General features: G+C 69.9%; 25 protein-coding genes. 11 read left to right on the forward strand and 14 right to left on the reverse strand.

The window, feature by feature from the left end; all coding sequences use genetic code 11:
* Positions 1-68: 68 nt before the first annotated feature.
* The 3 genes from ACODSY_RS24875 (at position 69) to mddA (ending at position 1,631) form a co-directional block, all read left to right on the forward strand.
* The gene (locus ACODSY_RS24875) at positions 69-371 is read left to right on the forward strand and encodes a nickel-binding protein (protein ID WP_488954593.1); all 303 of its coding nucleotides are present in this window, start codon (positions 69-71) and stop codon (positions 369-371) included.
* A gap of 108 nt (positions 372-479) precedes the next feature.
* The gene (locus tag ACODSY_RS24880) at positions 480-797 is read left to right on the forward strand and encodes a UrcA family protein (protein ID WP_488954594.1); all 318 of its coding nucleotides are present in this window, start codon (positions 480-482) and stop codon (positions 795-797) included.
* 84 nt (positions 798-881) lie between these two features.
* On the forward strand, positions 882-1,631 hold the full coding sequence (gene mddA, locus ACODSY_RS24885; RefSeq protein WP_488954595.1) for a methanethiol S-methyltransferase: 750 nt from the start codon (positions 882-884) through the stop codon (positions 1,629-1,631).
* A gap of 57 nt (positions 1,632-1,688) precedes the next feature.
* Here mddA and ACODSY_RS24890 read toward each other — a convergent pair whose 3' ends face one another.
* Positions 1,689-1,952, reverse strand: coding sequence for a phytanoyl-CoA dioxygenase family protein (locus tag ACODSY_RS24890; RefSeq protein ID WP_488954597.1), 264 nt, complete (start codon positions 1,950-1,952; stop codon positions 1,689-1,691).
* Positions 1,889-2,473 carry a phytanoyl-CoA dioxygenase family protein gene (locus tag ACODSY_RS24895; RefSeq protein WP_488954598.1) on the reverse strand — a complete coding sequence of 195 codons (585 nt, stop codon included), beginning with the start codon at positions 2,471-2,473 and terminating at the stop codon, positions 1,889-1,891. Before ACODSY_RS24895 ends, ACODSY_RS24890 begins: the two co-directional genes overlap by 64 nt.
* Positions 2,474-2,666: 193 nt before the next feature.
* On the opposite strand from ACODSY_RS24895, the gene ACODSY_RS24900 reads away from it, so the two are divergent.
* Positions 2,667-3,725, forward strand: a complete 1,059-nt coding sequence (locus tag ACODSY_RS24900; protein WP_488954599.1) for a phosphotransferase family protein — start codon at positions 2,667-2,669, stop codon at positions 3,723-3,725.
* A 322-nt stretch (positions 3,726-4,047) separates the two neighbouring features.
* On the opposite strand, the gene ilvC is transcribed toward ACODSY_RS24900, so the two are convergent.
* A complete protein-coding gene (gene ilvC, locus ACODSY_RS24905) occupies positions 4,048-5,067 on the reverse strand; it encodes a ketol-acid reductoisomerase (protein ID WP_488954600.1) in 1,020 nt (339 codons plus the stop codon).
* Positions 5,068-5,184: 117 nt separating this feature from the next.
* Positions 5,185-5,688, reverse strand: a complete 504-nt coding sequence (locus ACODSY_RS24910; protein WP_488954601.1) for a GNAT family N-acetyltransferase — start codon at positions 5,686-5,688, stop codon at positions 5,185-5,187.
* A 234-nt stretch (positions 5,689-5,922) separates the two neighbouring features.
* Between ACODSY_RS24910 and ACODSY_RS24915 the strand changes: the two genes are divergently transcribed.
* Together ACODSY_RS24915 and arfB are read left to right on the forward strand one after the other, a co-directional pair.
* Positions 5,923-6,303: a GFA family protein gene (locus ACODSY_RS24915; RefSeq protein WP_488954602.1), complete on the forward strand. Its 381-nt coding sequence runs from the start codon at positions 5,923-5,925 to the stop codon at positions 6,301-6,303.
* Complete coding sequence (gene arfB / locus ACODSY_RS24920; RefSeq protein ID WP_488954603.1) at positions 6,303-6,731, forward strand: alternative ribosome rescue aminoacyl-tRNA hydrolase ArfB; 429 nt, start codon at positions 6,303-6,305, stop codon at positions 6,729-6,731. The genes ACODSY_RS24915 and arfB overlap by 1 nt, the downstream gene beginning before the upstream one ends.
* Positions 6,732-6,733: 2 nt before the next feature.
* Here the strand turns inward: arfB and ACODSY_RS24925 are convergent, their stop codons facing one another.
* Entirely contained in the window at positions 6,734-6,910 is a 177-nt protein-coding gene (locus tag ACODSY_RS24925; RefSeq protein ID WP_488954604.1) for a YegP family protein, read from the reverse strand.
* 117 nt (positions 6,911-7,027) lie between these two features.
* Here ACODSY_RS24925 and ACODSY_RS24930 point away from each other — a divergent pair, with 117 nt between their 5' ends.
* Positions 7,028-7,600 (forward strand): hypothetical protein, encoded by a 573-nt coding sequence (locus ACODSY_RS24930; protein WP_488954605.1) that lies wholly within the window; start codon positions 7,028-7,030, stop codon positions 7,598-7,600.
* Between the two features lie 39 nt (positions 7,601-7,639).
* Here ACODSY_RS24930 and clpB read toward each other — a convergent pair whose 3' ends face one another.
* On the reverse strand, positions 7,640-10,225 hold the full coding sequence (clpB, locus tag ACODSY_RS24935) for an ATP-dependent chaperone ClpB (protein WP_488954606.1): 2,586 nt from the start codon (positions 10,223-10,225) through the stop codon (positions 7,640-7,642).
* A gap of 189 nt (positions 10,226-10,414) precedes the next feature.
* Here clpB and ACODSY_RS24940 point away from each other — a divergent pair, with 189 nt between their 5' ends.
* Entirely contained in the window at positions 10,415-11,701 is a 1,287-nt protein-coding gene (locus tag ACODSY_RS24940; protein WP_488954607.1) for an OmpP1/FadL family transporter, read from the forward strand.
* On the opposite strand, the gene ACODSY_RS24945 is transcribed toward ACODSY_RS24940, so the two are convergent.
* From ACODSY_RS24945 to ACODSY_RS24965, 5 genes are all read right to left on the reverse strand, one after another.
* On the reverse strand, positions 11,698-13,605 hold the full coding sequence (locus ACODSY_RS24945; RefSeq protein WP_488954608.1) for an alpha/beta hydrolase family protein: 1,908 nt from the start codon (positions 13,603-13,605) through the stop codon (positions 11,698-11,700). The genes ACODSY_RS24940 and ACODSY_RS24945 overlap by 4 nt on opposite strands.
* 67 nt (positions 13,606-13,672) lie before the next feature.
* Entirely contained in the window at positions 13,673-14,104 is a 432-nt protein-coding gene (locus ACODSY_RS24950) for a DUF1178 family protein (protein ID WP_488954609.1), read from the reverse strand.
* Positions 14,105-14,114: 10 nt separating this feature from the next.
* Positions 14,115-14,930, reverse strand: a complete 816-nt coding sequence (locus ACODSY_RS24955; protein WP_488954610.1) for a carbon-nitrogen hydrolase family protein — start codon at positions 14,928-14,930, stop codon at positions 14,115-14,117.
* An 18-nt stretch (positions 14,931-14,948) separates the two neighbouring features.
* The gene (gene grxC, locus ACODSY_RS24960) at positions 14,949-15,212 is read right to left on the reverse strand and encodes a glutaredoxin 3 (RefSeq protein WP_488954611.1); all 264 of its coding nucleotides are present in this window, start codon (positions 15,210-15,212) and stop codon (positions 14,949-14,951) included.
* Positions 15,213-15,244: 32 nt separating this feature from the next.
* On the reverse strand, positions 15,245-16,012 hold the full coding sequence (locus ACODSY_RS24965; RefSeq protein WP_488954612.1) for a ComF family protein: 768 nt from the start codon (positions 16,010-16,012) through the stop codon (positions 15,245-15,247).
* On the opposite strand from ACODSY_RS24965, the gene ACODSY_RS24970 reads away from it, so the two are divergent.
* Entirely contained in the window at positions 16,011-16,826 is an 816-nt protein-coding gene (locus ACODSY_RS24970; RefSeq protein WP_488954613.1) for a methyltransferase domain-containing protein, read from the forward strand. The genes ACODSY_RS24965 and ACODSY_RS24970 overlap by 2 nt on opposite strands.
* Before the next feature lie 61 nt (positions 16,827-16,887).
* A complete protein-coding gene (locus ACODSY_RS24975; RefSeq protein ID WP_488954614.1) occupies positions 16,888-17,787 on the forward strand; it encodes a hypothetical protein in 900 nt (299 codons plus the stop codon).
* On the opposite strand, the gene ACODSY_RS24980 is transcribed toward ACODSY_RS24975, so the two are convergent.
* The 3 genes from ACODSY_RS24980 to mutT are packed head-to-tail and all read right to left on the reverse strand — an operon-like array spanning position 17,784 to position 19,614.
* A complete protein-coding gene (locus ACODSY_RS24980; protein ID WP_488954615.1) occupies positions 17,784-18,788 on the reverse strand; it encodes a hypothetical protein in 1,005 nt (334 codons plus the stop codon). The genes ACODSY_RS24975 and ACODSY_RS24980 overlap by 4 nt on opposite strands.
* Positions 18,789-18,790: 2 nt before the next feature.
* On the reverse strand, positions 18,791-19,207 hold the full coding sequence (locus ACODSY_RS24985) for a secondary thiamine-phosphate synthase enzyme YjbQ (protein ID WP_488954616.1): 417 nt from the start codon (positions 19,205-19,207) through the stop codon (positions 18,791-18,793).
* The gene (gene mutT / locus ACODSY_RS24990; RefSeq protein WP_488954617.1) at positions 19,207-19,614 is read right to left on the reverse strand and encodes an 8-oxo-dGTP diphosphatase MutT; all 408 of its coding nucleotides are present in this window, start codon (positions 19,612-19,614) and stop codon (positions 19,207-19,209) included. Before mutT ends, ACODSY_RS24985 begins: the two co-directional genes overlap by 1 nt.
* A 288-nt stretch (positions 19,615-19,902) precedes the next feature.
* Here mutT and ACODSY_RS24995 point away from each other — a divergent pair, with 288 nt between their 5' ends.
* Positions 19,903-21,348 carry a DEAD/DEAH box helicase gene (locus ACODSY_RS24995; protein ID WP_488954618.1) on the forward strand — a complete coding sequence of 482 codons (1,446 nt, stop codon included), beginning with the start codon at positions 19,903-19,905 and terminating at the stop codon, positions 21,346-21,348.
* The last annotated feature ends 40 nt before the right edge of the window (positions 21,349-21,388 follow it).

Below are 21,388 nucleotides of genomic sequence, written 5' to 3' on the forward strand. Positions count from 1 at the left end.
TTTCCCGCCCCTCGGGGGGACGTATCTCGCGGTCATCGCAGCCCCGGCTGCACCCATGGAGACCCGAGATGAACCTCTACGCAATCCGCCGCCGCAGCGCCTGGGCGAACGCGGCCGAACTCGAAGCCGTCGCCGCCAAGTCGGCCGACATCGGCGACAACCAGATGGCCGACCAGGTCCGCTGGATCCGGTCCTACGTCGTCGCCGAACCCGACGGCCGGCTGGGCACGATCTGCATCTACGAAGCCGCCAGCGAGGCGAGCCTCCGCGAGCATGCGGCGCGCGTCGGCATGCCGGCCGAAGAGATCGATGGCCTGGCCGACACGGTCGTCATTCGTCCCGATCCGGCCCCGACGGCGAAGGCGGCCTGACCCCCAACCAAACCGCGCGACCGCAACACGTCGCGCCTCCTCCCATCGCCCCGGCAGGCGTCCTGCCTGCCGGGCCACCCTCCCATGAGACAAGCTATGAAAACCGTGATGCCCATCTTCGTGAGCTGCCTGGCCCTGGCGGCCGCGACCCAAGCCCGGGCCGAGGTCCAACAAGGCGTCGTGAGCGTCAGCTATGCCGACCTCGACCTCTCCCGCGCGGAAGGTCGCACCATGCTGGAGCACCGTGTCGGCCTGGCCGTCCGCAAGGTCTGCCCGACCCCGGCCGGCCCGCAACCGCTCGTCGTCGCCGACCGCCTGCGCGACTGCCAGGCCCAGGCGCGAAGCTCGGCGGCCGACCAGCTGATCGCCGTCTACGCCCGACAAGCCGCCATCGCGGGCCGCCCGATCCGCGCCGCCGCGCGGTGAGCACGGCCCATCACGCGGAGCAGCACGGGTCCCGGACCACGTCCGGGGCCCGCTGCCACGCGCCCCCATGACAAGGAGGACCAAGTGTCCCGCATCTTCACCCTGATCTATGGCGTCGTCTGCTACGCCCTGTTCCTCGCCGTGTTCGTCTATGCGATCGGCTTCGTCGTCGGCTTCGGCACGCCGACGAGCCTCGACGCGGCGCCCAACCGCCCGCTGACCGAAGCGCTGGGCATCGACCTCGGCCTCCTGGCTGCGTTCGCGGTCCAGCACAGCGGGATGGCGCGTCCGGCGTTCAAGCGCTGGTGGACCCGCATCGTGCCCGAGCCGGTCGAGCGCAGCACCTATGTTCTGGTCTCCTCGCTGGCGATGGCGGCCCTGTTCTGGTTCTGGTCGCCGATCGGCGGCGTGGTCTGGGAGACCGAGGGCGCGGTGCGCCTGAGCCTCCTGATCATCTACGGCCTGGGCTGGGCCCTGCTGCTGTACTCGACCTTCCTGATCGACCACTTCGACCTGTTCGGCCTGCGCCAGGTCTGGCGGCGGCTGAACGGGGACGGCTATATCCCGCCGAAGTTCTACACCCCGAGCCTCTACAAGCTGGTGCGTCATCCGCTCTACGTCGGTTGGCTGGTGATCTTCTGGGCCACGCCCACCATGACGGTGGCGCACCTGGTCTTCGCGGTGATGACGACGGCCTACATCCTGATCGCCATCCAACTGGAGGAGCGCGACCTAGTCGACGCGTTCGGCCAGACCTACGTCGACTATCGCCGGCGCACGCCGATGCTGGTTCCGCGCATGCCGCGGCCCCGGCGTCTCGTCACCAGCCGGTAGCATCCTGGAGGACAGGGCCGGCGGAACGTCCGCGCCCGGTCCTCCGCACACCGCGGCTCAGCGCAACTTCAGGAACCCCGGATCCCGGAACGGCTCGCCCGCGGTCATCCGCTCATGGAAGCCTTTGACCCGCGGGCCTGCTCCGCCCTCGCGCGGATCGTACACGGCGTCCTCGCCGAAGAACCGCAGCGTCAGCGTCCGGCGCCGCGCCCCTGCGTGGGTCGGCGCGCCGCCGTGCAGCAGCTTCGGATGGAAGATCACCAGATCCCCAGGCTCCACCGGCCACGCGACGATGTCCCACGCCTCGCGCGTCGCCTCCATGTCGGGCAGTCGCGGCAGGGAGTCGGATGGGTCGGCGCGGTGTCGTCCTCCAGGTCGAAACGGGAGCCATTGTAGAGCCGGCCGCGGTGCGACCCCTTCACGACCTCCAGCGAGTCTTCCCGCGCGCAGGGGTCGAAGGTGATCCAGGCGACCGCCAGGTGTTCTCCCGCCACGGCGAGATAGGACGAGTCCTGGTGCCAGGGCGTGCGGCGGGCCTCGCCGCCTTCCTTCAGGAACACCTGCTCGTACATGAACCAGACGTCCGGGGCGCCCCACAGGTCGGCCACGATCGCCGGGATCGGCGAGCTCTCGAGCATGGGCCGATAGCCGGTCAGGCAGTCGGGATTATAGAGGTCCTGGTAGAACGTCGCGTCGCTCGCCTGGCGGATGTTCGAGGCCAGCGGGCCGGGGTTGGCCAGGCTCCAGTCGTAGGCGGCCCGGGCCTGCGCCAGGGCCGTGGCGTCCAGCGCGCCGGGCAGGTGGACGACGCCATCTCGGGCATAGGCCTCGGCAGGGCTCACCGCGCGGTCCGGCGGGGCTTGCGTTCCGCGGCGACCGGTTGGCCAACCTGCTGTTCGATCTCGAGGATGAAGCCTTCGGCCATGGCGGCCTCCTGCAAGGCGCTTGCTCGTGATGGAAGGCTAAGTCGCGGAAATCGCGGCCGCAATCGTGCCCCCACGTCAACTGGGCGGTGCGTCAATCTGGAGGCGAATTATGAGCGCAGCCGACCCCGCCCTCGCCGCGTGGCGCAACCTGGTCGACCTGGACCGGCTGGCCGCCTGGATGGACGACCGCGGACTGGAGGCAGGGCCGATCGAGGCGGCCGAGCGGCCGCCGGGCGGCACGCAGAACATCCTGATCCGGTTCCGGCGCGGCGAGCGCTGGTTCATGCTGCGCCGCCCGCCGATGTCGCCGCGGATGAACGGCAGCGAGACCATGCGGCGCGAGGCCCGCGTGCTGGCGGCGCTCGCCGACACCGACGTGCCGCACCCGCGCCTGATCGCCGCCTGTCCGGAGGAGGACGTGCTGGGCGCGGCCTTCTACCTGATGGAGCCGATCGACGGCTTCAACCCGACTGTGGGCCTGCCGCCGCTGCACGCCGGCTCTTCGGAGGTGCGCCGCGAGATGGGCTTCGCGCTGGTGGACGGGATCGCGGCGCTGGGGCGGGTGGACCATGTGGCGCGCGGGCTCTCCGACCTGGGCAAGGCCGAGGGGTTCCTGGAGCGCCAGGTGGGCCGCTGGAAGAAGCAGCTCGACAGCTACGCCGAGTATGAAGGCTGGGCGGGCCCGGGTGAGATCCCCGGGATCGACGAGGTCGGCGCCTGGCTGGCCGCGCGGACGCCCACGAGCTTCAGGCCGGGGATCATCCACGGCGACTACCACCTGGCCAATGTTCTCTACCGGCCGGACGGGCCGCAGCTCGCGGCCATCGTCGACTGGGAGTTGACCACGATCGGCGATCCGCTGCTGGACCTCGGCTGGCTCATGGCCACCTGGCCCGAGACCGAAGGCGGCGAGGCGGGGAACGTCTCGGTGAAGCCCTGGAATGGCTTCCCCACCGCCGACCAACTGGTGGACCGCTATGGCGGCCAAACCGAGCGGGACCTGACCCGCATGCGGTGGTACGGCGTCCTGGCCTGTTACAAGCTGGGGATCATCCTGGAGGGCACCCACGCCCGCGCCGCGGCCGGCAAGGCCGAGCGGGCGACCGGCGAGGCGCTGCACAGCCAGACGCTCGGATTGTTCCGGCGCGCCTTGCGCTGGATTGACTAGGCGAAGGCTACCGCGCCAGCCAGCGAGCCGGCAGGCGGTATTCTGGGCGGCTCGGCCGCACGAGGTCGAGGCCGACCAGCAGGCCGAGGCCCGCGAACTTCAACAAGATCCGGATCAGGTACATGCGCCGCCTCCCAACTGTGACAGCAACGGCCAGCTACGACAGAGGTTGCGTCGAGTCGATGACAGCGGCGTGTCGCGAGGATCGGAAGCGTCACATTTCCCGTGGAGCGATATGAAAACGGCCCGGGATCGCTCCCAGGCCGTTCCAAAGTCTGGATCCTCGCGTCCGCGAGGATGAGTGGGCGGCTTCGCCGCGCGCTCAGTTGCGGGCGGTATCGACCAGCTTGTTCTTGGTGATCCAGGGCATCATGGCGCGCAGGCGCTGGCCGACTTCCTCGATCTGGTGTTCCGAACCGCGACGGCGGGTGGCCTTGAAGCTGGGCGCGCCCACCGCATTCTCCTGCATGAAGTCACGCACGAAGCGGCCCGACTGGATGTCCTCCAGCACCCGCTTCATCTCGGCCTTGGTCTCGGCCGTGACGATGCGCGGGCCGGTGACGTATTCGCCGTACTCGGCCGTGTTGGAGATCGAGTAGTTCATGTTGGCGATGCCGCCTTCGTAGATCAGGTCCACGATCAGCTTCACCTCGTGCAGGCACTCGAAGTAGGCCATCTCGGGGGCGTAGCCCGCCTCGACCAGCGTCTCGAAGCCGGCGCGGATCAGTTCGACCAGGCCGCCACACAGCACGGCCTGCTCGCCGAACAGGTCGGTCTCGCATTCCTCGCGGAAGTTGGTTTCGATGATGCCCGACCGGCCACCGCCGATCGCCGAGGCGTAGGCCAGGCCCAGGTCCATCGCGCCGCCGGTGGCGTCGTGGTGCACCGCGATCAGGCAGGGCACGCCGCCCCCCTTCTGGTACTCGCCGCGCACGGTGTGGCCCGGCCCCTTGGGGGCGACCATCAGCACGTCGACGGTGGACTTCGGCTCGATCAGGCCGAAGTGGACGTTCAGGCCGTGGGCGAACAGCAGGGCGGCGCCGTCGCGGATGTTGGGCGCGATCTCGGCGTTGTAGATGCCGCGCTGCAGCTCGTCGGGGGCCAGCACCATGAGCACGTCGGCCCACTTGGCCGCGTCGGCCACGGTCATGACCTTCAGGCCGTCGGCCTCGACCTTCTTCGCCGTGGCCGATCCGGCCTTCAGCGCCACGGCGACGTTCTTCGCGCCAGAGTCGACGAGGTTCAGCGCATGCGCCCGGCCCTGGCTGCCATAGCCTACGATGGCGATCTTCTTGTCCAGGATGCGGGAAATGTCGGCGTCGCGGTCGTAGTAGACGCGCATGATTGTTCTCCTAGGACAATGAAACCTGCTGCATCCGCGCAACGGCAGCGCAGCAAAGCCGGGGGTGTGAAGCGTTTTTTTGCGGGAAGGTCAAGGGAAGGCAGGGGAGACGCAGGGTCACAGTCGCACCCGCGCCATGCTGAGACTGTCCACATAGGCGCCGTCGCGCCAGGCATAGGCCCGGTGCACGCCCTCGCGTTCGAAGCCGAAGCGTTCGTAGAGCGCGATGGCGCGGTGGTTGTCCGTGTAGACGTTCAGTTCGAGCCGGCGGATGTTCCACCACTTCTCGGCCAGGTCGACGACAGCGGCCACCAGCGCCCGACCGGCCCCGCGGCCGGCATAGGCGTCGTGGACCGCCATGCCCAGTCCGGCCACATGGCTGCGCCGGTGCGGGCGGTCGCGATGCAGGCCGATGAAGCCCACGATCCGCCCCTCGATCAGCGCCACGAGGCCCGCGTCGTTCGGGCCATTTTCGGCGTGGCGCTTCTGGCGGGCGTCGACGGAGACGAAGGGTGGCTGCAGCGTGCCCCAGACCGCGCGCGGCTGGTTCAGCACATCGGCGACCGCGGGGATGTCGGCAGGCTCCATGGCGCGGATCGTTATGTCGGGTGGTGGGTCCATCGGTCCTTCTCCTGGGCGGGGACGGATGGGGCCTATGAAAAAGCCCCGTCCGGATCCCGGCGGGGCTGGTGTTCGGTCTGCGGTCGCTTCGATCCCTAGCGCACGACATTCCTCACCGGCCCGCCGGAGGCGGTCGGAAGAAGGTTTACGAGCTGGAGCGCGAACGAACGCATGGCGTCGCTGTACCATGCAGGACGTCTCGTCGGCCAGCCCGAACCGTGGCATTCGATTGCCATGATCGAACGCACCGCCACCTGCGCCTGCGGCCAGCTCACGGCGACCTGCCGGGGCGAGCCGGCCAAGGTGTCGCTGTGCCACTGCCCGGCCTGCCAGCGGCGCACCGGCGGGCCGTTTGGCGTGGCGGTGTTCTTCCCGCGCGAGGCGGTCAGCGTCGGCGGCGAGGCAAGCGTCTATCGCCGGCCGTCGGACAGCGGCTTCGACGTCGTCCACCGTTTTTGCCCCGCCTGCGGGTCGACGGTCTGGTGGGAGGCCCTGCGGATGCCGGAGCGTGTAGCCGTCGCCCTGGGCGCATTCGCCGATCCGGATTTCCCCGGCCCCTCACAGGCCGTGAACGGCGCGACGCGGCACCGCTGGCTGCCCGAGGGCCTGGGCTAATGCCGATCGAGGTGACGCAGAGCCTGTGGCTGGACGACGACGAGGTTCAGGTGCGCGCCGTCCGCGCGTCAGGACCCGGCGGGCAGCACGTAAACAAGGTCTCGACCGCCATCGAGCTGCGGTTCGACGTGCGCGGGTCGCCGGCGCTGCCGGAGCCGGTGCGGGCGCGGCTCTACAAGCTCTCCGGAAACCGCCTGACCATGGACGGCGTGCTGGTGCTGGTGGCGCAGGAGCACCGCAGCCAAGAGATGAACCGGCAGGCCGCCGTCGAGCGTCTGCTCGACCTCATCCGCGAGGCGGCTAAGCCCCCGCCGCCGCCGCGCAAGAAGACCCGGCCGACCTACGCCTCGAAACTCAAGCGCCTGGAAGGCAAGGCCAAGCGCTCGACCGTGAAGTCGATGCGTGGGCGGCCGCGGGGGGATGACTAAGCCTACTCCGCCTCGGTGATCTCAGCGGCGCCGACGTGCTTCTTGATGCTCTCGATCGCGTCCTTGGCCCCTGACTTCGAGGCGTAGCCTTCGGTCGAGAAGATGACTTCTGAGTTGTACTTGAACCGGACCCGGAACTCGCCGGCCTTGTCCTTGTAGATCTCGAACTTATGGGCCATGGGCCACCTCCTCGATGCTGCCCCCCGACGCGCACAGGTTAAGATGACGGTTCGGCCTTCGGTCAAGCCGCTTGCGTCCGGCAAGGCTGGCAAGCTTTGGACGCATTCGCCTATAAGATGATCATCATGCTCGCCCCCCGCCTTCCGATCCTCAGCGCCGCCTGCGCGGCCCTTCTCGTCTCGGCCTGCGCGCCCAGCCTGGGTCCGCCGCCGCCCGGCGGCTCCTCCCGGCCCCCGCCGCCCCCTCCGCCGCCGATGACCGGCAGCGTCAACTTCTCGGCGCAGGACTTCGCCTGGTCGCAGCGGCCGGGCGCCAACATCATTGCCGGCCGCGTGACCTATCGTCAGGGCGCCACGCGCTACACCTGCGCCGGGGCGGCGGTGGTGCTCACGCCGGAGACCCGCTGGTCCAGCCGCCGGATGGCGGCGCTGTACGGCTCAACCCAGGCGGCCGCCCTGCCCGCCGACGAGGTGCGCGCCCGCACGCCCAGCGCGCCGGCCGGCGACGCCGGGCCGTTCGTGAAGCGCACCACCTGCGACGACGCGGACCAGTTCGCGTTCGGAGGGCTGCCCGACGGCGCGTGGTACGCAATCACCGTGGTGAAGCCGGTGGTCGGCTCCGGCCAGACCGTGGCGCTGATGAAGCGCATCGTGGTCCGCGGCGGTCGCACGACGCCGCTCACCCTCTAGCAAAGACGCCCGCCGGTCTCCCGGCGGGCGCTCCCGGTCTCAGTGGACCTTGACGCGGCCGATCGACAGGCCGTTGTCGCCCGGGTGCACGTCGATGACGGCCCCGTCCTCCAGCTCTCCCGCCAATAGCTTCCGGGCGATCGGGTCGATCAGCTCCTTCTGGATGACCCGCTTCAGCGGCCGGGCCCCGTAGACGGGGTCGTAGCCGCGATCGCCCAGCCAATGCAGGGCCGCGTCGTCGAGCGACAGGTTCATCCGGCGGTCGGCCAGCAGCTTTTCCACCCGCTGGAGCTGGATGCGGACGATGCCGTCCATCTCCGAGCGGCCCAGGCGCTTGAACAGGATGATCTCGTCGATCCGGTTCAGGAACTCGGGCCGGAAGTGGTGGCGCACCACGTCCATCACCGCGGGTCGGGCGGCTTCCACATCCTCGCCGTCGTTGAGCTCGGCCAGGAACTGGGAGCCCAGGTTCGAGGTCATGATGATCAGCGTGTTCCGGAAGTCGACCGTGCGGCCCTGTCCGTCGGTCAGACGGCCGTCGTCCAGCACCTGCAGCAGCACGTTGAACACATCCGGGTGGGCCTTCTCGACCTCGTCGAACAGGACCACCTGGTACGGCCTGCGGCGGACCGCCTCGGTCAGCGCTCCGCCTTCGTCGTAGCCGACGTAGCCGGGAGGCGCGCCGATCATCCGGCTCACCGAGTGCTTCTCCATGTACTCACTCATGTCGAGGCGCGTGATCGCGTGCTCGTCCGAGAACATGAATTCCGCGAGGGCCTTGGTGAGCTCGGTCTTGCCGACCCCCGTCGGGCCCAGGAACAGGAACGAGCCGATGGGCCGGTTCGGATCCTGCAGGCCGGCGCGGGCGCGGCGCACGGCGTCCGAGACGGCGACCAGCGCCTCCTCCTGGCCGACCACACGCTTGCGCAGGCCATCCTCCATGCGCAGCAGCTTGTCGCGCTCGCCCTCCAGCATCTTCTCGACCGGAACGCCGGTCCAGCGGCTGACCACGGCGGCGATCTGCTCGGCGTCGACGACCTCTGGGGTCATCTGCTCGTCCTGGCCCTCGGCCGCCTCGGCGTCGGCCAGGCGCTTCTCCAGGTTGGGGATCTCGCCATAGGCGATCTCGGAGGCGCGCTGCAGGTCGCCCTGGCGCTGGGCGGCGACCAGTTCGGCCTTCAGCCGGTCCATGGCCTCACGGGCCTGGGCGGCGGACGACACCTTCTCCTTCTCGGCCTTCCAGCGTGCGGTCATCTCGGCCGACTGGCCTTCCAGGTCGTCGAGCTCCTCCTCCAGCTTCTCCAGCCGGGCCTTGGAGGCCGCGTCGGTCTCCTTCGACAGGGCCTCGCGCTCGATCTTCAGCTGCACGATGCGGCGGTCGATCTCGTCCAGTTCCTCGGGCTTGGAATCCACCGCCATGCGTACGCGGCTGGCGGCTTCGTCGACGAGGTCGATCGCCTTGTCCGGCAGGAATCGGTCGGTGATGTAGCGGTTCGAGAGCGTCGCGGCGGCCACGATCGCGCTGTCCGAGATGCGCACCCCATGGTGGACCTCGTACTTCTCTTTCAGGCCGCGGAGGATTGAGACGGTGTCTTCCACCGAGGGCTCGTCCACCATGACAGGCTGGAAGCGCCGGGCGAGCGCGGCGTCCTTCTCGACGTGCTTGCGGTACTCGTCGAGCGTGGTGGCGCCCACGCAGTGCAGCTCGCCGCGCGCGAGGGCCGGCTTCAGCAGGTTCGAGGCGTCCATGGCCCCGTCCGACTTCCCGGCGCCGACCAGGGTGTGCATCTCGTCGATGAACAGGATGATCGAGCCTTCGGCCGCCGTGACCTCGTTGAGCACGGCCTTCAGCCGCTCCTCGAACTCGCCGCGGTATTTTGCGCCGGCGATCAGGGCGCCCATGTCGAGCGAAAGCAGCTTGCGGTCCTTGAGGCCTTCGGGGACGTCGCCGTTGACGATCCGCTGGGCCAGACCCTCGACCACGGCGGTCTTGCCGACGCCGGGCTCACCGATCAGGACGGGGTTGTTCTTGGTCCGGCGGCTCAGCACCTGGATCGTGCGGCGAATCTCCTCGTCACGGCCGATCACCGGGTCCAGCTTGCCGTCCTTGGCGGCCTGGGTCAGGTCGCGGGCATAGCGCTTGAGCGCGTCGTAGCCTTCCTCGGCCGAGGCGCTGTCGGCGGTGCGGCCCTTGCGGACGGCCACGGCGGCGTCTTCCAGGCCCTTGGGCGTGACGCCCGCGTCCTTGAGCACCTTGGCCGCCTCGCCGCCTTCCTTGGCGATGGCGATCAGCAGGCGTTCGGTGGTGACGAAGGCGTCGCCCGCCGTCTTGGCGCCCTGCTCGGCCTCCGCGAACACGCGTGCCGTCTCGGGCTTCATGTAGAGCTGTCCCGAGCCGCCCTCGACCTTGGGCGTGCGGGCCAGCAGGGCCTCGACGGCCTTGTCGACCTCGGGCGGCCGGCCGCCCGCGCTCTGGATCAGCGAGGCAGTGAGGCCGTCGCGCTCCTCCAGCAGGACCTTCAGGATGTGCTCGGGCGCGAGCTGCTGATGCCGCCGCGCGAGCGCAAGGCTCTGGGCCGACTGGATCGCCTGCTTGGCGCGGTCGGAATAGATGTCGATGTTCATAGGTCCCCTCGATAGGCGGATTACCGACCCCCGCCTTGATCAAGCGCAGGCGTCGATGGACCCGATGTAGTGTGGCCGATTGGCAACACAAGGCGTCCCGGCGCGGAATTGCGTCGGTCGACCGGCCGACAGAAGCAACACCTTTGGATAGCTGCGGGTTCACGCCCCGCACACCTATCTGGGGCCATCATGCGCACCTTCGCCACCCTCCTCCTCGCCGGCGCGGCGGTCTCCGCCTTCGCTTCCTCCGCCCACGCGGCGGGCTTCTATTTGCAGGAGCAGTCGGTCCGCGGCGCGGGCCGGGCGTATTCCGGGGAAGTGGCAGATTCCGGCGTCCAGTCGCTGTGGTGGAACCCCGCCGCCATCGCCCGCTCGCCGCGCCAGGCCTATGTGGCCGCCCACGCGGTGCTTGTGGACGCTGACGTGGCCAACGCGGGCTCGACCATCACCTATCCGGGCGGAACGACGGCCCCCGTCAGCGGCGAGCCGCGGGCGTTCAAGCCGATCCAGGACGGCGTGGTCCCGAACTTCGCCATCGCCACGCCGATCGGCGACCGCTTCGCCATCGGCCTCTCGATGGCGGCGCCCTACAACTTCACCACCAAGTACCGCCGCAATGCCTGGGCCCGGTACGACGCCCTTGAGTCGCGGCTGAGCAGCGCCGACGTGCAACTCACGGGCGCGATGAAGGTGACCGATTGGCTGGACCTGGGCGCGGGCGTCAGCGCCGAGTACGCCGACGCAAAGCTGTCGACGGCCTCGCCGAACCTCTCGCCCCTGCTGCCTGATGGGCTTACCCAGCTCGGCGGCGATGGGTGGGACTTCGGCTGGACGGTGGGCGCGCAGGCGCACTTCGACCGCCTGACACTGGGCGCCAGCTACCGCTCCTCGATCGACCACAAGCTGAAGGGCGACGTCTTCGTGGGCGGGCTGCTGGGACCGCTCGCCGGCGGCAATGCGAACGCTCCGGCCTCGGCCAGCTTCTCGACGCCCTGGATCGCCACCGTCGGCGCGCGCTACGCCCTGACCGACCGGCTGACGCTCAACGGCCAGGTGCAGCGCGTGGGCTGGGGCGAGTTTGACGCCATCGACGTGAAGACGCCCGCCGGCCCGCAGGTCCTCGCACAGAACTACAACGACGTGACCTCCGGCGGGGTGGGCGTGGACTACGCCGTGAACGACCGCCTGACCCTCCGCGCCGGCGTTCAGTACGACCCCACGCCGACGCCGGACGACGAACGCACCGCCCGGGTGCCCGACGGCGACCGCTGGCTCTACGGCGCCGGCGCGAGCGCCAAGTTGAATGACCGACTGACCCTGGACGTCGCCGCCGCCTACATCGATTTCGCGCCCAGCAGCGTGCGGCACGACACGGTCTTCTACCCCGGCACGCCGGCGTCGGTGACCACGCGCCTCGACGGCCGGGTGAAGGGCCAGGGCTACATCATGTCGCTGGGCCTGACCTCGAGCTTCTAGTTCGCCGGGTTGTACTTCTCGACGAAGGCCATGGTGGCGGTGAGTGTCTGGAGCCGCGTGTCGCCGCGCGAGAGCCAGTGATCCTCGCCGTCCTGGACGATGAACTCGACGGGCTTGCCCGCGTCGCGCAAGGCGTCAGCCATGATGCGGCTTTGCTCCAACGGTACGACGGTGTCGTCCCGGCCGTGGATCAGCAGGAGCGGCGCGGCCGCCTCCCCAGCATGGGTGACCGGCGAGATGTCGGCCAGCGCCGGATCACCCAGCGCGCCGACGCCCATGAACCGCTTCCAGTATCGCTGCGCGCCCGGCGGTCCCCCGTCGACCATCCGGCGAAGGTCCGAGACGCCCGAGACCGCGACGGCGCAACGGTACACCCCTTGCTGCATCGTGGCGCCGGCCATGGCCGCATAGCCGCCGTAGCTGGCGCCGACGATGCAGACCCGCTTGGGATCGATCGTGCCCTGGCTGGCCAGATGCCGGATCCCGTCCGAGAGATCGGTCTGCATCTTGCGGCCCCATTGCCCGTAGCCGGCCTCCAGAAGGGGCTGCCCCAGTCCGGCGGAGCCTCGATAGTTCACCTGCAGAACCGCGTAGCCCCTTGAGGCCATGCCCTGGGCCCACCAGTCGAACCCCGGGGTATCCCGTACAGCGGGGCCGCCATGCGGGAAGACGATCAGGGGCAGGTCCTTCGCCGGCCTGTCGCGCGGCAATGTGAGGTAGCCGCTCAAGGGCAGTCCATCGGCTGCCTTGAACCGCACCGGAGTGCGGAATGCCACATCGGCGGCCTGCAACCCTGCGTACTGCCCGCCAATCCGCGTGAGTTGCCGGTTGGCCAGGTCGACGAGGACGAAGCTCGGGCCCTCCGTGGGGGAATCCGCAAGGATCACGATCTTCTTGCGGTCCAGCGACCAGGATTGCAGGCCCAGCACGGAACCGCTGAAGGCGTCGGCGACCGCCTTCCATGCCTCCGCATCGGCGGGGTCGTGGAAGACGTACGCGGCGTCGTCGCCAGCCAGGGCGTACTGGCCGATCAGGCGGCCGTCCACGGATCGCACGGTGGCCTGATCGTCGACCGCCGCCGCGATCTCGCGCACCGGCCCGCCATCCAGCGAAGCCTCCTTCCAGACCCAGCGGTCCTCCTCGTCACGGTCGGCGTAGAGGACGGAGGTCGCCGTCCGGCCCATGCCCAGCAGATAGGGGCGGTCGAGCAACGCGGTTTTGGACGCGAGGTCACGCCACCCATCCCCGGAACGGATCTTCAGGGCCCATTCGCCCGATCCTGGGTTGTAGAACTCGCGGGCCATGGGCTCGCCGTCGGCGTCGATGAGCCAGTTGATCGTGTCGGCCGCGCCCTGTTCGACGAGCCGGTTCACCCCGGTCGCGGGGTCGATCCGAAACAGGGATACGTACCCGCGCGGGCCGGAGAAGATGATTCCCCGAGCGAAGATGAAGGGCTTGCCGGCCACGATCCGAACCACCGGGAAGCCGATGATCGACTGAAAGTCCGCCTTCTTCGATGCGCCCATCAGCGGCCGGATCTTCTTGGCCTTCACGTCGATGACGTTGCCGAAGAACCATTCTCGCCGGCCGTCACGGATCGCGAACGAAGTCGCGGTCATGGACGTCGTGACCAGCAGGTGCTCTTCACCGGCCCATTGGACGTTGCGGATCTTCTGGTCGCCGACGAAGCCTCTCAGCAGGACCGTCTCGGTCGTCAGGTCCTGGACGATGATCGTGCGCTTTTCCCCGTCGGAGGTCACGATCGCCAGGGCGGATCCGCTGGGCGAGACGGTGGCCGCCTCGATCGACGGAAGCCTGCCGTACGCCTCCAGCGGCGCGGCGTGGACGGCGGCGCAGGCGCCCATCGCCACCGCGAGCGCGACGAGAAAGCGCTGGATACTCATGCCCCGACAGGCCCCCACCTGATGCAATCCGAGATTGCCGGGAAGCCGACCGCGCCGCAAGCGCGCGTCAGTTCAGATGGGACTTCTTCAGCGGCTCGGGCGGCAGAGGGGCGACCGGGACGCCGTCTTCCATGAGCTCGCGGACTTCCTTGGGCGAGGCCTGGCCATAGATGCCGCGATCCTCGGCCTTGCCTTCGTGGATGGCGCGGGCCTCCGCGGCGAAGGCGTCGCCGACGTCATCGAAGTTCTCCTCGACGTGCGCGCGGATGCGGCCGGCGGCCTCCATCATCATCTGCTGCATCTGGGCGGGCGCCACCTCGCGGACCGTGCGCTTCGTGCCCGCCACGGCCGGCGCCATGATCTGCTTGCGCACCTGCTTGGAGCCGCACATCGGGCATTCCAGCAGGCCGCGGCTCTGCTGATCATCAAAGTCCGTGGACGAGCCGAACCAGCCCTCGAATTCGTGGTCGTGGTCGCAGGCGAGGGCGTAGCGGATCATCGGTAGCGTTTCAGGGGCCTGTGAATGCCCGCGCGTTGGTCAGCACGGGGATGGCCGCCCGCGCCTTGGCAGGCGCGGCCGGATCGAGGTCGGCCAGAAGCACGCCGGGTTCGTCATGGTCAAGCTTTGCAATGACTTGGCCCCAGGGCTCCACGACCATGGAACGGCCCCAGGTGCCGCGGCCGTCCTCATGGAAACCGCCCTGGGCGGCGGCCAGGATGTACGATCCGGTCTCGATGGCGCGGGCGCGCATCAGCACCTCCCAGTGGGCCTCGCCGGTCGGGCGGGTGAACGCCGCCGGGATGGTGATGACCGTCGCGCCGGCGACCGCGAGCGCGCGGTGCAGGGCCGGGAAGCGCAGGTCGTAGCAGATCGTGAGGCCCAGCTTGGTCCCGTCCACATCGGCGACCACCGCCCGGTCGCCAGGCTCGTAGGTCTCGGACTCCCGCGCGGTCTCGCCGGTCGGCAGATCGACGTCGAACATGTGCAGCTTGTCGTAGGTGGCGGCGATCGCGCCCTCGGGATCGATCAAAACCTGGCGGTTGGCGACCTTGCCGTCCTCGCGCAGCACCAGGGCCGAGCCGATGACGATCCAGACACCGAGCTCCCGCGCCGCCTGGCGCAGGCCGTTCACCACCGGATCGTCGGCCAGCGAGGTGAGCTGCGGGAGCAGCGTCTCGCGATGCTTCTGCAGGATGTTGGCGCCCTCGGGCGTCACGATCAGCCGTGCGCCGCCGGCCGCGGCCTCGCGCACCAATGGCAGGACGTGGGCCAGCGCGGCGGCGTGGCTCGCAGGCGTACGGGTCTGGACCAGGGCGATCTTCATGAACGCCCTATACCCGAGCTAGGCCGCCTGCAGCAGCGGGTCGAGCCGGCCTTCGCGTTCCAGCGCCATCATGTCGTCGCAACCGCCGATGTGCCGGTCGCCCACGAAGATCTGCGGGAACGTGGCGCGGCCGCCCGAGCGCTGGATCATCTCCTGGCGCTTGTCGGGATCGAAGGCGGCCTCGATCTCAGTGAACTCGACGCCCTTCTGTTCCAGCAGCGTCAGCGCGCGGATGCAGTAGGGGCAGAACGGCTTGGTGTAGATGGTGACGGGTTGGCTCATGGCGCTCTAACGGAACACATCCTGGTTAAGGTTCATATGGTGAGTCCGGCGGCCGCCTGAACCCGCGCGACAACGGCCAAATCGACGCGGGCGGCGCCGGCGGCCTTCAGCGCCCGCGCGCAGCCTTCCGCCGTAGCGCCGGTCGTCAGCACGTCGTCGATCAGCAGGATGCGCAGGCCCTGCACCTTGCGCGGATCGGGCGCCTCGAAGGCGCCGGCGACGTTGCGTTTGCGGCCCGAACCTGACCGCCCTGCCTGGGTGGCGGTCGCGCGGCGACGGACCAGGGCGTCAGGCAGGTAGGGCGTCCCGGTCAGAGCGGCCAACGGCCTGGCGATCTCGGCGGCCTGGTTGTAGCGGCGATGCAGCAGGCGCAGGGGGTGAAGCGGCACCGGCACGATCGCGTCGGCCTCCTCGATCAGGTCGCGAGCCGTGCGCGAGATCCAGCGGGCCAGCATGGGGGCGAGGTCCAGGCGGTCGGCGTGTTTCAGCTTCAGGATCGGGTCGCGGGAGGTCTCGTCGTAGAGGCAGGCGGCCCGCGCGGCGTCGAAGGCGCGGGGCTTGGCCAGGCAGGCGGCGCATCGCGACCCGATGTCGAACTCGAACGGCGTCCCGCAGCCGTCGCAGACCGGGCCGTCGAGGAAGCGGATGCGGCTCCAGGCGTGGGCCGAGAAACCGCCCGCCAGCGGCCGCGGCCCGCCGTCCAGCGCCTGCGGCGGGAACAGCATGTCCAGCGCCATGCGCCAGGCGGTCTGCAGTCGGGGCTTCCAACTGGCGGCGAAATCGCCATCTTCCGCGGCCATGTCCGCGCCCCCGCTCCTCTTCGACCGCGTCCTGCACCGCAAGCGCCTGGACCGCGCGGCCCGGGCCTATGCGAACGCCGACTTCCTCCAGCGCCGGGCGGCCCATGATGTCGCCGAGCGCCTAGCCCCCATCCTGCGCACTTTCAGCTTGGCCGTCGACCTCTCCGCGCGGGCCGGCGCTTTCGCACAGGCGCTGGCCGAGGAGGCGCCGGGCCGGGTGGAAACCCTCATCGAGGCGGACCTCTCGCACCGCATGCTGGCGAACCGCGACGGCCTGCGCGTGGTGGCCGACGAGGAACGGCTGCCCTTCGCCGATGCCAGCCTGGACCTGATCGTCTCCACGCTGGGCCTACACTGGACCAACGACGTGGTCGGCGCGCTGATCCAGATCCGCCGCGCGCTGAAGGCCGACGGCCTGTTCATCGGGGCGTTCCTGGGTGGGACGACGCTGACCGAGCTGCGCCAGTCCCTCGTGGCCGCGGAGAGCGAGATCCTGGGCGGCGCCGGCAGCCGCGTCTCACCCTTCGCCGACGCCCAGGACGCCGCCAACCTGCTGCAGCGGGCCGGCTTCGTTCAGCCGGTCAGCGACATCGACAAGGTGACAGTCACCTACGAGCACCCCCTGAAGCTGCTCGCCGACCTCCGCCAGATGGGCGAGACCAGCGTGCTGGCCGACCGCCATCCCAAGCCGCTGACACGGGCGCTGCTGCAGCGGACGTTCGCGATCTATTCCGAGCGGTTCGGGGCCGAGGATGGACGGATCCCGGCCACCTTCGAAATCCTCACCCTCACCGGCTGGGCGCCGCCCGGGTAAGACTCCGTCAACCATCTGGCCGCGACACTGGCGCGGGGGGCTCCTGCCAGCGGGAGTCCAGATGATCGTGAACAAAGTCAAGCTTCTAGCCCTTGCCGCCACGGTGGCGCTCGCAGGCTGCGCCACCGGCTCCGCGCCGAGCAGGACGCCGCCGAAGAAGGGGCCGTACATCGGCATCGACGGGGGGCTGGCCAGCCGGGCCAGCGCCTTCGAGGCCTATACGCGCCGCGCCTCGGCCATCGATCCATCCTTCTCCGGCCCCGGTGAGATCGCCGAGCGGCTGCGCACCGGGGCAGGCTACGAACCCAGGGAACTGGAAGCGGGCATGATCGCCTATGCCGCCCTGGCCGCCATGCAGGAGCCAACCTTCGTGGCCGGGGTGAAGGCCAAGGGGCGCGCCGTGTCGGGCCGGCTGGTCGCCGATCCGTCCGCGGCGCTGGACCTGCCGGGCGGCGCCGCCGCGGCGCAGCGGGCGAACGCCGCCCTGGCCCGACGCGGCGAGGCGCTCGCCGACGCCGGCGCGCGGGTGAAGAAGGCCTCCTACAGCGTGCAGCACCAGGCTTGGTCGAAGGCCCGCCTGACGAACGGGCCCGCGCGCCTGGCGGCGGTGAAGCAGGCTGCCGGCTACCGGCCCGAGGCCGCCGACCGCGCGCGCCTGACGGCGGCGATCACCGAGGGCGGCCGTCGCGGCGGTCCGAGCCCGGTTGTGGCGCGAGGCGTGGCCTTGGCGGCGCTTACGGTGCTGGGTCAGGATGGCCAGGGCCGCTCGCTGCTGAGCGAGATGAAGAGCGGCCAGTGCCTGCGCATCGCCAAGCTCAACTACCACCAGTGCCTGGCGGCCGCCGGAACGCACTACGAGGACATCTACTGCCTGGGCGTCCACGCCATGAGCGATCCGGGCCAATGCGTGGTCGACGCGACCAAGCCCGCCAAGTCGATGCGCCGGGCCAGCCTGGACTAATCCTTTATCCAGACACCGACACGGCCTTTGCCGCCGGCGGCGACACAAGCCCCTGCGCGGCAGGCGATGGCGTGGAAGGCCTCCTGATCGGTCTGCTTCCAGGTCTTTCCCCCATCGGCGCTGACCGAGGTCCCGCGCGGTCCGACGGCGATCAGCGTCCGGGCGTCGAGCCTTGCGACGCCTTCCAGCAGGCGCGGCGTTCCCGCATGCGGCGGCGAGATCCAGGCGCCGTCGCCGAGGGCGATCGAGGGGCCGGGCGCGAACTCGTCCTTATAGTCGCCACCCACCACCGCGGCGCGCCCACGTCCCAGCGCGACTCCGCCGAACAGACCCGCGGTCTGGCTCGCGACCAGCGGCGTGTCCGAGACGGTCCAATGCTTGCCGTCGTCAACCGAGCGGTGGACGCGGCCCTTGGCCAGTCCGCCGGAAACGATCCAGATCTCGCGGCCAGGTCCGAGGAACAGCGCCGAGTTGCTGGCCGCGAACGCCGCCTCGCCCGTCTCGACCGCCGGCCCCGCGAGACGCTTCCAGGTACGCCCGCCATCGCGGGTGCGCAGCAGGAACCAGCGACCGTCGATCGGGTCGCCGAGCACGAAGCCGTTGCGCCCGTCGCGGAAGGACACCGTGTCGAGGAAGGCGCCCGGCAAACGGGTTTCGAACGCGAGCGTCCAGCTCTTGCCTGCGTCGGCCGTGCGAAACAGCTTCGCCTGGCCGGCCGGGCCGTCGCCCGCGCTCATCAGGACCACCGTCCTCTGGCCGAGGGCGGCCATGCCCCGGAAGTCAAGCGCCGCCCCCTCGGGCGGCGCGTTGAAGCGCCAGGTCGCACCGCGATCCGTCGACGTGGCGTAGGTCCCCTTCAACCCCGAGACGTGCAGGCCGCCCGCGGCGTCGATCGCGGCCGCGCGCAGCGTGACCTCCCGAGGTAGGCTGACCAGCGTCCAGGCCGCCTGGGCCGGAAGGGGAGCGAGCAGCGCCGCCAGCGCCAGCAGGATCCGCAGCATGCTCAGTCGCCCAGCAGGTGCAGCGCCACCTCGCGGCGGTGCGGCCGGCGGCGGTGTTCGAAGAGATAGACTCCCTGCCAGGTCCCCAGCGCCAGCCGACCGTCGATCAGCGGGATCGAGAGCTGCACGCCGGTCAGCGCGGCGCGCAGGTGGGCGGGCATGTCGTCCGGCCCCTCGTCCTGGTGGCGATAGGCGGCGCTTTCGGGCGCGACCGCGGCGACCCAGTCCTCCAGGTCGCGGCGCACGTCCGGGTCGGCGTTCTCCTGGATCGTCAGCGACGCCGAGGTGTGGCGACAGAAGAGGGTGAGCAAGCCCGTCGCCATCCCCTGCCCCTGGGCCCAGCCCGCCACCTCTCGGGTGATCTCGAACAGCCCCTGGCCCGGCGTCTGGAAGCTGAGGGTCCGGGCCGCCTGGCGCATCAGATCAGGTCCCGAAGCCACGCCACCAGCGGCGCGTCGGCCGGCGGCATCGGATAGCTGTCGAGGTCGATCGGCTTCACCCAGGCCATGGCCTTGTGCTCGCGGTTGGTCACGATGCCCTCCCAGCGCCGGACGAGGTAGAGCGGCATCAGCAGGTGAAAGTCCTCGTATTCGTGGCTCGCGAAGACGAAGGGCGCGAGGCAGGCGTGGCTCACCTTGATGCCCAGTTCCTCCTCGAGCTCGCGGATCAGGCAGGCCTCGGGCGTCTCGCCGGCCTCGACCTTGCCGCCCGGGAACTCCCAGAGGCCGGCAAGCTGCTTGCCCTCGGGCCGCTGGCAGATCAGCACCCGTCCGTCGATGTCCACCAGGGCCGCCGCGGCGACCAGGAGCATGCGCTTTTCGCTCATGGCGCGTGCTTCCCACGCCCTGCGGCCAAAAGGCAACTGCCGGGTGCATTCGTCCCCCGTGGGTTGACTTCACACTCGCAAACCCCGATGTGCAGCTCGCGCTCGTCCTGAGCGCTATCTGCGTTCCAGCCGCGTGGGGCCTCGTTTAGAGGCTCAGCCTGTCGAGCGCCGTGAGGCTTTCTCACCCGATGCGCCCATCACGCGGGGCGCCTCCCCAAAGACCGGCGCCTGGCGACCCGCGGAAGACCCGCGACGGTCGTGTTCGGCGCATACGCGAAAGACTGTCTTTTGACCCAATTCACTGACCTTGGCCTGGCCAAGCCGCTGCTCAAGGCGCTGGCCGACGAGGGCTACACCCAGCCGACGCCGATCCAGGCGCAGGCCATTCCCGGCGTCATGTCCGGCAAGGACCTGCTGGGCATCGCCCAGACCGGCACCGGCAAGACCGCCGCCTTCGCCCTGCCGATCCTGCATCGCCTGGCCGAGAACCGTAAACCCGCCCCGCGCCGCAGCGCCCGGGTGCTCGTTCTGGCCCCGACCCGCGAGCTCGCGACCCAGATCGGCGAGAGCTTCAAGTCGTACGGCAAGCACATGGGCGTCAGCGTCGCCGTGATCTTCGGCGGCGTGAAGTACGGCGGCCAGATGCGCGCCATGGCCCCCGGCGTCGACATCCTCGTCGCCACGCCCGGCCGCCTGCTCGACCACCTCGGCGAAAAGTCGATGACCCTGGAGGGTGTCGAGATCCTGGTGCTCGACGAAGCCGACCAGATGCTGGACATGGGCTTCATCGTCCCCATCCGGAAGATCATCAAGTTCGTGCCGCGCGTGCGGCAGAACCTGTTCTTCTCGGCGACCATGCCGAGCGAGATCGAGAAGCTCTCGGCGGAAATCCTCAACCCCAACCCGCTGAAGGTCTCGGTGACCCCGCAGGCCACCACGGTCGAGCGGATCAACCAGCGCGTCCTTTTCGTCGAGCAGCAGCGCAAGCGCGCCCTGCTGGCCGAGCTGTTCGACGACGGCGGCTTCAAGCGCGTGATCGTCTTCACCCGCACCAAGCGCGGCGCCGACCGCGTGGCGCGCGGGCTGGAGCAGTCGGGCGTCGAGGCCGTCTCGATCCACGGCGACAAGAGCCAGGGCCAGCGCGAACGTGCCCTCGCCGCCTTCAAGGCCGGTGAGGTCCGCGCCCTGGTGGCCACCGACATCGCCGCCCGCGGCATCGACATCGACGCGGTCAGCCACGTCGTCCAGTACGAGCTGCCCAACGTGCCGGAAGCCTACGTGCACCGGATCGGCCGTACCGCCCGCGCCGGCAAGGACGGCTCGGCCGTGGCGTTCTGCGCCGACGACGAGCGCAACCTGCTGAAGGACATCGAGAAGGTGACCCGCCAGCGGATCCCCAGCTTCGATCGCCGCAACGACAAGCACCTGGGCGCGGCGACCGCGGCCATGCCCGATCCCGGCGGCAAGGCTGAGCGGCCGGACACCCGCGGCGGTCGCGGCGCCCAGCCGCACCGCGGCGGCCACCAGCCGAAGCGCAACCGCAACCATGCCGACGCGAAGCCGAGCCACCGCCCGGAAGGCCGTCCCGACAACCGCCCTCAACGCGCGGAAGGCGACGCCAAGCCGGCCTTCAAGGGCCCCAGCCGCCGACGCGGCGGCGGTGGCGGCCCTCCGGGTGGCCGCTCCTCGGGCGGCGGCGACCGTAAGCCGACGGGCGTCTGGTCGAACCGCTAACGGACGTCCTTCTCCCCTTGTGGGGGTAAGGTGTCGGCGG

The organism is Phenylobacterium sp. FG114 (assembly GCF_057809855.1).

Bases quoted from the DNA above. Each gene is read 5' to 3' on its own strand.
- ACODSY_RS24875 (WP_488954593.1), top strand. From the start codon at position 69: ATGAACCTCTACGCAATCCGCCGCCGCAGCGCCTGGGCGAACGCGGCC.
- ACODSY_RS24880 (WP_488954594.1), top strand. From the start codon at position 480: ATGCCCATCTTCGTGAGCTGCCTGGCCCTGGCGGCCGCGACCCAAGCC.
- ACODSY_RS24890 (WP_488954597.1), bottom strand. From the start codon at position 1,952: ATGGAGGCGACGCGCGAGGCGTGGGACATCGTCGCGTGGCCGGTGGAG.
- ACODSY_RS24900 (WP_488954599.1), top strand. From the start codon at position 2,667: ATGAGCGCAGCCGACCCCGCCCTCGCCGCGTGGCGCAACCTGGTCGAC.
- ilvC (WP_488954600.1), bottom strand. From the start codon at position 5,067: ATGCGCGTCTACTACGACCGCGACGCCGACATTTCCCGCATCCTGGAC.
- ACODSY_RS24910 (WP_488954601.1), bottom strand. From the start codon at position 5,688: ATGGACCCACCACCCGACATAACGATCCGCGCCATGGAGCCTGCCGAC.
- ACODSY_RS24915 (WP_488954602.1), top strand. From the start codon at position 5,923: ATGATCGAACGCACCGCCACCTGCGCCTGCGGCCAGCTCACGGCGACC.
- arfB (WP_488954603.1), top strand. From the start codon at position 6,303: ATGCCGATCGAGGTGACGCAGAGCCTGTGGCTGGACGACGACGAGGTT.
- ACODSY_RS24925 (WP_488954604.1), bottom strand. From the start codon at position 6,910: ATGGCCCATAAGTTCGAGATCTACAAGGACAAGGCCGGCGAGTTCCGG.
- ACODSY_RS24930 (WP_488954605.1), top strand. From the start codon at position 7,028: ATGATCATCATGCTCGCCCCCCGCCTTCCGATCCTCAGCGCCGCCTGC.
- clpB (WP_488954606.1), bottom strand. From the start codon at position 10,225: ATGAACATCGACATCTATTCCGACCGCGCCAAGCAGGCGATCCAGTCG.
- ACODSY_RS24940 (WP_488954607.1), top strand. From the start codon at position 10,415: ATGCGCACCTTCGCCACCCTCCTCCTCGCCGGCGCGGCGGTCTCCGCC.
- ACODSY_RS24945 (WP_488954608.1), bottom strand. From the start codon at position 13,605: ATGAGTATCCAGCGCTTTCTCGTCGCGCTCGCGGTGGCGATGGGCGCC.
- ACODSY_RS24950 (WP_488954609.1), bottom strand. From the start codon at position 14,104: ATGATCCGCTACGCCCTCGCCTGCGACCACGACCACGAATTCGAGGGC.
- ACODSY_RS24955 (WP_488954610.1), bottom strand. From the start codon at position 14,930: ATGAAGATCGCCCTGGTCCAGACCCGTACGCCTGCGAGCCACGCCGCC.
- grxC (WP_488954611.1), bottom strand. From the start codon at position 15,212: ATGAGCCAACCCGTCACCATCTACACCAAGCCGTTCTGCCCCTACTGC.
- ACODSY_RS24970 (WP_488954613.1), top strand. From the start codon at position 16,011: ATGTCCGCGCCCCCGCTCCTCTTCGACCGCGTCCTGCACCGCAAGCGC.
- ACODSY_RS24965 (WP_488954612.1), bottom strand. From the start codon at position 16,012: ATGGCCGCGGAAGATGGCGATTTCGCCGCCAGTTGGAAGCCCCGACTG.
- ACODSY_RS24975 (WP_488954614.1), top strand. From the start codon at position 16,888: ATGATCGTGAACAAAGTCAAGCTTCTAGCCCTTGCCGCCACGGTGGCG.
- ACODSY_RS24980 (WP_488954615.1), bottom strand. From the start codon at position 18,788: ATGCTGCGGATCCTGCTGGCGCTGGCGGCGCTGCTCGCTCCCCTTCCG.
- ACODSY_RS24985 (WP_488954616.1), bottom strand. From the start codon at position 19,207: ATGCGCCAGGCGGCCCGGACCCTCAGCTTCCAGACGCCGGGCCAGGGG.
- mutT (WP_488954617.1), bottom strand. From the start codon at position 19,614: ATGAGCGAAAAGCGCATGCTCCTGGTCGCCGCGGCGGCCCTGGTGGAC.